Raw genomic sequence first — 3787 nt, forward strand, 5'->3', positions numbered from 1 at the left:
CGGCCGTGTCGCCCGCGAGGGTGACGTCGGGTGCGCCGCCGAGCTGCGCGAACAGCAGCCAGCCTCCGGCGGCGAGGGCCAGCAGCGGGATCAGCGCCAGCAGCGGCAGCGCCAGATTGGGCGGCCTGCCGGCCGCGTGTCGTCCGGAACCAGTCACGGGCACAGGACCCTAGACGTGATTACTCTCCGTGCGCAGCTCGTCACCCAAACGTCCCGGGTTGTGCGTGTCAGGACGCGAAGCCGAAAAGCCGCTCTCCGGTCGCCGCGATCGCCCGGCACAGCGCGTCGACCTCGACGCCCTTCACCTCGGCCATCAGCCGCACCGTGTGCGGGATCAGGTCGGAGGAGTTGGGCTTGCCGCGGTGCGGGACGGGGGTCATGAACGGCGCGTCGGTCTCGACCAGGATCAGTTCGAGGGGCGCGACGGCCAGGGCGTCCCGGAGCGGCTGGGCGTTCTTGAACGTGACGTTCCCGGCGAACGACATGACATAGCCCTTGTCCGAGCAGATCCGGGCCATCCCGGCGTCACCCGAGAAGCAGTGGAAGACCACCTTGTCCGGTGCGCCCTCTTCGTCCAGGAGCCGCAGGACGTCGTCGTGGGCCTCCCGGTCGTGGATGACCAGGGCCTTGCCGGTCTGCTTCGCGATCGCGATGTGGGCGCGGAACGACCGCTGCTGGTCGTCCTTGCCCGCGTGGTCGCGGTAGTAGTCCAGACCGGTCTCGCCGACCGCGACGACCTGGGGCAGAGCCGCCAGATCGGCGATCACCTTCAGGGTTTCGTCCGAGATGTCCTTGGCCTCGTTGGGGTGGATCGCCACCCCCGCGTAGACGTCCGGATGCTCGGCGGCCGTGCGGACCGCGAACTCCGACGACGGCAGGTCGCAGCCGATCGTCATGATCCGGGTGACGCCCACGGCCTGCGCCTTCGCGACGGCCTGCGCCACCGTCATCTCGAGCAGATCGAGATGGCAGTGGCTGTCGAACACCGCGACGGGCAGCGGCACCGTCTCCTTCACTTCAGGCTCCTTCACCTCAGGCAAGGCGCGCCAGCTCCTCCTCGACCACCGACTGGTCGAGCTTGGGGAACAGCGGCACCGGACGCGCCAGCGGCGTGCCCGCGGTGATCGGCCGGTGCTCCCACCGCGCCTGCGCGACCGTGTAGTCACCGGTGATCACCGGGTAGGTGCGCTCGCCCTCGGACACCTCGTCGATCCGCGGCATCCCCGACCAGACGCCCTCGCCGCCCAGCATCTCGAAGATCTTCTGCGAGGAGTTCGGCAGGAACGGGGTGAGCAGGGTCTTGGCGTCGTTCACGACCTGCAGCGCGACGTGCAGGATCGTCCCCTTGCGGACCGGATCGTCCTTGATCTTCCAGGGTTCCTCGTCGGCCAGGTACCTGTTGGCCTCGCGGACCACCTCGAACGCCTCGGTGATCGCGTTCTTGAAGCGGGAGCGGGCCAGCTCCGCGCCGACCTTGGCGAAGGCGTCCCGTGCCTTGGCGAGGACGGCGCGGTCGGCGTCGGTGAGGTCCTTGGCCTCGGGGATCGCCCCGTACTCCTTGGCCGCCATCGACACCGACCGGTTGACCAGGTTGCCCCACTGGGCGACGAGCTCGCCGTTGTTGCGGTCGACGAACTGCTGCCAGGTGAAGTCGGTGTCCTGGTTCTCCGGCCCGGCGACCGCGATGTAGTAGCGCAGCGCGTCGACATCGTAGCGGGCCAGGAAGTCCTTGACGTAGATCACGATCTGGCGGGAGGAGGAGAACTTCTTGCCCTCCATCGTCAGGTACTCGCTCGACACGACCTCCGTCGGCAGGTTCATCTCGCCGAGCGAGCCGGGGTTCCCGCCGCGGTCGCCCTCGCCGTTGTAGCCGAGGAGGATCGCCGGCCAGATCTCCGAGTGGAAGACGATGTTGTCCTTGCCCATGAAGTAGTAGCCGAGCGCGTCGGGGTTCTGCCACCACTCGCGCCACCGCTCGGGGTCGCCGGTGCGGCGCGCCCACTCCACCGACGCGCTGAAGTAGCCGATGACCGCGTCGAACCACACGTACAGCCGCTTGTTGGGCTGCTCACGCCAGCCGTCCAGCGGGATCGGCACGCCCCACTCCAGGTCGCGGGAGATCGCGCGCGGCTGGAGGTCGTCGAGCAGGTTCAGGGAGAACTTGAGGACGTTCGGCCGCCACTCCCCCGTCTTGCCGTTCAGCCAGCGGCCCAGCACCTCGGTGAAGGCCGGCAGGTCGAGCATGAAGTGCTCGGTCTCCACGAACTTCGGGGTCTCGCCGTTGATCTTCGAGACGGGGTTGACCAGGTCGATCGGGTCGAGCTGGTTGCCGCAGTTGTCGCACTGGTCGCCGCGCGCCTCGCCGTAACCGCAGATCGGGCAGGTGCCCTCGATGTACCGGTCCGGCAGGGTACGCCCGGTGGACGGGGAGATCGCGCCCATCGTCGTCTTCGGGAACACGTAGCCGTTGTCGTGCAGACCCTTGAAGATCTCCTGGACGACCGCGTAGTGCGACTCCGTCGAGGTGCGCGTGAACAGGTCGTACGACATGCCCAGCCCGTACAGGTCGTCCACGATGATCCGGTTGTACCGGTCGACGAGCTCGCGGGGGGTCACGCCCTCCTTGTCCGCCTGGACCTGGATCGGAGTCCCGTGCTCGTCGGTGCCGGAGACCATGAGCACCTGGTTGCCCAGCATCCGCTGGTACCGGCTGAACATGTCGCAGGGCAGCGCGAACCCGGAGACGTGGCCGATATGACGGGGCCCGTTGGCATACGGCCAGGCCGGGGCGGTGAGGATGTGACGGGACATGCCTTAAGCCTACGGGCCCCCGCACCCCGCTCCGCCTCCTTTTTCACCCCGGGGGCTCAGCACCTTTCGGCCTCGCAGGTGCTGACGATCACACGCCAGGTGGCGGGCCGCGTCCGGTAGATCGGCGAGGACGGGATCAGCGTGAACGTCAGCGTCCGGGGCCGGGAGTGCGCGGGGAGATAGCGGCCGGCGGGGCCGGTGTCGGCGCAGGTCAGGGGGTCGTAGTCGGGGCCGACGACGCAGGTCCGCGGATAGGAGAAGGAATCCTCGTAGCAGGCCAGCGGTTCGGGCCACCCGATCACCGGAGCGATCTTGATGGCGGCGCCCACCGCCGGTGCGCCGACACAGCCGACCCTGATCGCCAGGTTCGCGCGGGTCGCCGGGATCCTGAGGGTGATCTTGTCGGTGGCGGGCCAGCTCGCGGTCCCCTCGGCGAGGATCCGCTCCCCGTGGAGCTTCAGGGGCGGCAGGGCCGGGGCGACCGCGTTCGGAGCACGCGGCGGCGTCCACTCATAGACGGTGAGGGCCAGCCCCTCGGGCAGCGGTGCGGTGTCCCGGGTGGAGAGCACGAACGACGCCGACTGCGAGCCGCCGAGCATCGTCAGATCCTCGGGAACCCCCGACGGCGAGCACGTCATCGATCCCGACCCCATGACGGCGCGTGCCTCGCCCGAAGCGTCCCCGGTCGTGTCGGACAGCGTGTAGATCAACCGGTGCGGATCGGGGCAGACCGCCCGGATCGCGATCGGCAGGCCCCGTCCGGCGAGCTGGGTGGTGGCTGCCATCGGGCCGGTGGTCCAGTCGACGGGGATCTCGCGGTAGACCGTCCCGTCGGGCGCGGTGTAGACGTCGGGGCCGCCCGCCGCCGACGGTGTGGACGGCTCCTCGGGCAGTGTGAGCCCGCCGACCGCTGCCACCACCGCGAGTACGGCCGCGGCCGTGAGACGGCGGCGGCGACGGCGGGCGCGGACCTTGG

The 3787-nt window shown here is 69.5% G+C and carries 2 protein-coding genes and 1 pseudogene; all 3 read right to left on the reverse strand.

The genetic code is table 11. The features are described from left to right. Positions 1-227: 227 nt before the first annotated feature. The gene (locus tag ACYVE7_RS30890; protein ID WP_460369702.1) at positions 228-1016 is read right to left on the reverse strand and encodes a TatD family hydrolase; all 789 of its coding nucleotides are present in this window, start codon (positions 1014-1016) and stop codon (positions 228-230) included. A 16-nt stretch (positions 1017-1032) separates the two neighbouring features. Beyond that, positions 1033-2811, reverse strand: coding sequence for a methionine--tRNA ligase (metG, locus tag ACYVE7_RS30895; protein ID WP_460369704.1), 1779 nt, complete (start codon positions 2809-2811; stop codon positions 1033-1035). 56 nt (positions 2812-2867) lie between these two features. Then, positions 2868-3787, reverse strand: a pseudogene (locus tag ACYVE7_RS30900) (hypothetical protein); the annotation flags it as partial.

Source organism: Actinocorallia lasiicapitis (genome assembly GCF_054778695.1).